The 5,030-nt window shown below is 32.8% G+C and carries 8 protein-coding genes; 4 read left to right on the top strand and 4 right to left on the bottom strand.

Annotated elements, in window-relative coordinates:
• Both ACW8TM_RS10830 and ACW8TM_RS10825 read left to right on the top strand, forming a co-directional pair.
• Window positions 1-646: hypothetical protein (locus ACW8TM_RS10830; protein ID WP_491533311.1), on the top strand; the 646-nt coding region annotated here is incomplete at its 5' end.
• Between the two features lie 218 nt (window positions 647-864).
• On the top strand, window positions 865-1,233 hold the full coding sequence (locus ACW8TM_RS10825) for a hypothetical protein (RefSeq protein ID WP_491533310.1): 369 nt from the start codon (window positions 865-867) through the stop codon (window positions 1,231-1,233).
• Here ACW8TM_RS10825 and ACW8TM_RS10820 read toward each other — a convergent pair.
• The 3 genes from ACW8TM_RS10820 to ACW8TM_RS10810 form a co-directional block, all read right to left on the bottom strand.
• Entirely contained in the window at window positions 1,226-1,612 is a 387-nt protein-coding gene (locus ACW8TM_RS10820; RefSeq protein WP_491533309.1) for a hypothetical protein, read from the bottom strand. The genes ACW8TM_RS10825 and ACW8TM_RS10820 overlap by 8 nt on opposite strands.
• Window positions 1,613-1,801: 189 nt before the next feature.
• On the bottom strand, window positions 1,802-2,488 hold the full coding sequence (locus ACW8TM_RS10815) for an energy-coupling factor ABC transporter ATP-binding protein (RefSeq protein ID WP_491533308.1): 687 nt from the start codon (window positions 2,486-2,488) through the stop codon (window positions 1,802-1,804).
• Window positions 2,481-3,125 (bottom strand): ABC transporter permease, encoded by a 645-nt coding sequence (locus tag ACW8TM_RS10810; protein WP_491533307.1) that lies wholly within the window; start codon window positions 3,123-3,125, stop codon window positions 2,481-2,483. Before ACW8TM_RS10810 ends, ACW8TM_RS10815 begins: the two co-directional genes overlap by 8 nt.
• A gap of 139 nt (window positions 3,126-3,264) precedes the next feature.
• On the opposite strand from ACW8TM_RS10810, the gene ACW8TM_RS10805 reads away from it, so the two are divergent.
• Window positions 3,265-3,816 carry a hypothetical protein gene (locus tag ACW8TM_RS10805; RefSeq protein WP_491533306.1) on the top strand — a complete coding sequence of 184 codons (552 nt, stop codon included), beginning with the start codon at window positions 3,265-3,267 and terminating at the stop codon, window positions 3,814-3,816.
• Window positions 3,817-3,819: 3 nt separating this feature from the next.
• Here ACW8TM_RS10805 and ACW8TM_RS10800 read toward each other — a convergent pair whose 3' ends face one another.
• A complete protein-coding gene (locus tag ACW8TM_RS10800) occupies window positions 3,820-4,518 on the bottom strand; it encodes a glycerophosphodiester phosphodiesterase (RefSeq protein ID WP_491533305.1) in 699 nt (232 codons plus the stop codon).
• A gap of 173 nt (window positions 4,519-4,691) precedes the next feature.
• On the opposite strand from ACW8TM_RS10800, the gene ACW8TM_RS10795 reads away from it, so the two are divergent.
• On the top strand, window positions 4,692-5,030 hold a 339-nt coding region (locus tag ACW8TM_RS10795; RefSeq protein WP_491533304.1), incomplete at its 3' end, for a hypothetical protein.

Below are 5,030 nucleotides of genomic sequence, written 5' to 3'. Positions count from 1 at the left end.
TAAGATAAAAATTAATGAACAAGTAGCCTTTAAATGTACATATTCTGTTACAAGGAAAATTGACGATGAAATAATTGTTAAATGGAGTATAGGAGCAGAAATAAGTTGGGAAACAGCAAATATTGGAAAGTCTTTAATAATGGATGTCAATCCTAATAGTATCGGTTACATATCCTTTAAGGCAATAGTTCATTATGAATGTTGGGAATACGATGAACCAGCTGATGGAGATGAATACTTTAGAGAACATAGAGTATATGTAACATACTATTGGCCAGAAACACTAGACACAATTAAAGGTACAGATGATATAACAGGAACTCAAGAATTTCTCGAATCAGCTCCTGGTCAAGGATGGGATCAAGTTGCAACTATAATCTATCTTCACTCCGATATAAGCTATAGTTTTGCAATTCCTGTAGGGACATTTGTTAAAGTACTATTGTCTTGGGCTGGTTTTCCAGCAGCATTGAAAGTTCCTATAGATGTAGACTTAGTATTAAAACATACGACAGCTATAAATGCTGATGCTAGGATTTATGCTGAGCAAGGATATACCGTCGATGTTTATCGCATTGAAGTCTGGCGTACATTAAATGCTTACTATCACATTCCAGCATGGGCATTAATACTAAAAACCCATTGAGTTCCATATCATTTTTTACTTAATTGTATTAAAGTAACGGAGAAGATTATTGATGTATATAGCGAGGGTTTGGTTTTTCACATTCTGACTAATAGTTTCGCCATGATCAGAACTGTTTTGAATCATAATTTCATCATTATATTTGTAAGCTAATTTAATATTAATAGAAGAATAATAATTGAAAAAGCATTAAAGCATAGAAGATAAGTTGATGATCAATGACTAGAAAACGCAGTACAAATGCAGTGTATCTCGAGCCGAAAACAGCAGAATTATACTTAAATTTAAGTGAAGATGACCCATTGAAGAAAGCCATTGACAAGGCACTAGACATCTTAAAGGAAAACATGTTTGCAGGAGAACTAGTGAGAAAAGGATTGATTCCAAAATACTATGTTAGAAAATACAGTGTAAATAATCTTTACCGTTTAAGACTTGATAGGAAGCGGAGGTTCTGCTACACCATCGTAGCAGATGAAGAAGGAATAAAAGTAATCATCCTAAAGGTATTCCCAGACCATAAATCCCTAATAGAAGATTCGGATAATGACGCAAGGAAGGGATCTTTTTTCTTTGATATTAAGTGAAAAAGGTTAATGCTTTTATTTCTTTTCGCTTTAACTTACCCCTTTCTTCGATTTTTGCTATCTTTTTTAATCTTTCTAGAATGTTGATTGCTTCTTCGCAGCTTTTTATTTTGATTTGCCATGTATTATTTTTTATTTTCTGTAGATAAAGTATATTTTTCATTTCTTCCTTTAGGTTTTCTTTAACTTTTTTGAGATAACTTATTGCATTGTCTATGTTACCATTTGAGAAGTTTAGGGCGTCTATGGCTTTGTTGTAGGATTCAACTATTTCTCTTGCTTTGAATACTCTTTCTTTATGGGACAGATAATGATTCCTCAAGTTGATTAAGTTTATTTCTCTCATTACTTTGAGTTTAAAGACTAACTGTTCGGTCAAATTTTTTCTTTTTATGCGTCTAGTCAACATGTTTATTCTATTTTCTTTATTTTCTAGTTTTTAGATTAAGATTTCTCTACAACTAGTTTTAAGGTATTTAATATTATTGGTTTAAGCGTTAATGTTTAATACCAATCAGAATTATTGCTTTAAAATTTGTTCTTGAGCTTGAGGGAAAGAGAGGACTATTTATTGAATTTCAAAGCTTCTTAATATTTGGCTTATACTTCCTTCTCGGATAATTTTCCCTTTATCTATTAAGACGTATCTGGAGGCAAGTTTAGTTAAGGTTACTATGTCATGAGCTGCTATTATTAGACATTTACCATTGAACTTCTCATTAATATAGTTTACAAGTTTTCTTCGCATTTTTAGGTCTAGATTTGCTGTTGGTTCATCTAGAAGTAGTATTTCTGGTTCTAAGACTAATGCTCTGGCTAAGGATATTAATTGTTTTTCTCCTGCTGAAAAACCTGCTTTTTTATTTGCTATTTTCTCTAATCCAAGTTTTCTCATTGTTTCTAAGCTTTTTTCGTATGCTTCCTTTCTTGAGTATCCATGGAGTGTCAATGCGAATGCTATATTGTCTAAGGCGGTTCTTCTTAAAATTATTGGTTTCTCATGTACGTAAACTATTTTTTTACGTAAATGTAATTTCGTTTGTTCATTTGCATTCCAATAGTCTATATTATTAATTAAAACTTCACCTTTAACTGGTTTATAAATGCAGGCTATCAATTTTAGAAGTGTTGTTTTACCTGATCCATTAGGACCTATTATTCCTATAGCTTCATTTAAATTTGTTTTTAATGAAATGCCTTTTATTACGTAATCTTTTCTGTTGTAGCCGAACCATAAATTTCTTACTTCAATCAAGATATGTCCACCTCAAAATTCTAAGAGCTAGTGAGAGAGTAATTGAAACTAATAGCAAAATTAAGCCTAATAGTATTGCTAACTCAAATTCACCTTTACTTATTTCCAGTGCAATTGAAGTTGTTAATACTCTTGTATACCCTCTTATGTTACCTCCAATCATGAGTGCGACTCCCAGTTCCCCTATCGCTCGGGAGAAGCATATGATTATACTTGATAGAATTCCTGGGATAGATTCGGCTATAACTAGCTTGAATACATCTTTTTCTGTTCCACCTAGGGCTAGAGTTAATTCCCAGCACTTCTCATATGTTGACTCCAGCGTATTTTTTAATATTGATATGGCTAGGGGTGAGATGAGTATTGATTGGCCTAAAATCATTGCTTGTGGAGAATATAATAGTTTGAGAAATCCAAGTGGACCTTGATTGCTAAAAATCAAGTATAATGCTAGACCAATAAGAACTGTTGGAAAACCCACTAGAGAATTTATAATCGTGGAAACTGTTTCACTTAGCTTTGATTTGTAGGCTGTTAGAATTAGGGCTATGGGAATTGACCATAATAGAGAGAGAAATGTTGCAAATAATGATATTATTAGTGATCTGAGTGAAATTTCTAATGCTTCTTGAAGCAAAATTTATCCTCCTGAAAGTTCATGCCATATGACCTCTAATTCTTCTAATTTATTTTTAGATGGGTAGAATAAAGATTTACCAAACTCTGTTATCCCATAAGTTGATATGATTTCTTGTCCTTCATCTGATGTTAGGAAGTTGCCGAATTCATTAGCGATATTTCTACCAGGGAATAGACTTGAACATCCATCCTTTGATGAAATGAAGATTTTATTGGCTCTCATCGAACACGGAGGAAAAGCTGAATCAATAAAATCTGTAATTAAATGGTGTGGAGACAATCCCTCTAATCCAGCCATAAAAAACAAGTACAGTCGACTAATATTCAAACTAATCTCAAAGGGCTTCATTATTGAAGAACCCTCAACTAGAACAAAAAGAGTAAAGTTAACAGGATTTGGAAAAGTATTCGCAAAAGCCCTAAAACTAATTGCAACAAGTCCACCACCAAAAAGAGAAACTAAACCAGTATTTTATTACGATTTAAACACTGAATTTAATGACACTTTAACTTCAAGAGACAACCTAAAAAATCTTCCATTAAAAGCGATCCATGAAAAAATTATTAGCTCAAGACACTTAAATACGAAGGTAGCAAGTGTAACTCAAACCTCCTCAATAAATGAATTCACAAGCTTACTCTCTAAACTGGCAAGAGAATTCAAAGATCTAGGAGTGCAAAATAGCTGAGATTTAGTCTCTTAATTCTAGCATGATGTCAGGTTTATTAGTAACTATTCCATTTGCTCCATCTATTTTTAATTTTTTAGCTACATCCAAATCATCAACTGTCCATGGTATTGCCACCAACTTTAATCTTCTAGCAAATGCAATAGCTTTTTTAGTGGCAAGCCTATAATACGGGAGAACAGCTTCAGCTCCAAGCCTCTTAGCACCAACAATGCCATTAACTGGTTTAATGTAGATTAATCCTACATGTGCCTCAGAATTAAAATCTAATACCCTCCTTAAATGCTCAATGTTAAATGAAGTAAACATCACAGAACTCCATAAACCTCTAACTTCAACTTCCTTTAAACTAGGAAGCACAGCTTCATCAACCTTAATTTCAATAAAAACATCAATTTTATTAGCAACTAAGTCTAAAACCTCACCCACTAGGGGTATCCTCTCACCTTCACCTGCATCCAGCTTCCTTAACTCATCAAGACTAAATCCATTGACAAGTCCACTTCCATTAGTTGTCCTATCAACTGTTTCATCATGAATTACAACAGGATAATCATCCCTTGTTACTCTCACATCAATCTCTACTATATCAGCTCCAATTTCAATAGCACGCTCAATAGCTATTAACGTATTTTCAGGTTCATATGCACTCGCACCTCTATGAGCAACAACAAAAAACCTACTCCTAAGATCATCAATCATAATCATCAACGATACCTCATAAATTACTTACCCTATTAATGCTTTAAGATCGGTTTGAACTAGATAATTTTCATAGCTAAATATTTAAATTTTATTTATTTAATTTTTATTTTTATATTATTATCATCGAAATATATTTATGTGGCAATTTTCACTCTTGATATGAGGTTCTTATGTCTGATAAGAGTATTTTAGTGAAAGTAAGACCTCTGATATTCGTTGCATTGATGGTCACTGTTCTAATAGGTATAGTTCAAGTTATTGCAATAGAATTAGATGCTATCCATCTAAGCGTAACTGTAGTTAAGGACAACAAAGTCATCTCTAATGCAAAAGTATATGTTTTTGCAGTTATGCCAAATGGAACATGCTTCATAACTAAAATATCAACTGGACCAAAGGGAGTTGCGGGAGCAACTCTTTCAATAAGAAAAATAATAAAACCAATGTATGATTGGAATAGAAAAGAGAGAAGAAGCTTTACATTGCATCCCGGTTTATATATAACTGCG

The sequence above is a fragment of the Candidatus Culexmicrobium sp. genome (genome assembly GCF_058356305.1).
This window is presented reverse-complemented; position numbering and strand designations above follow the sequence as displayed.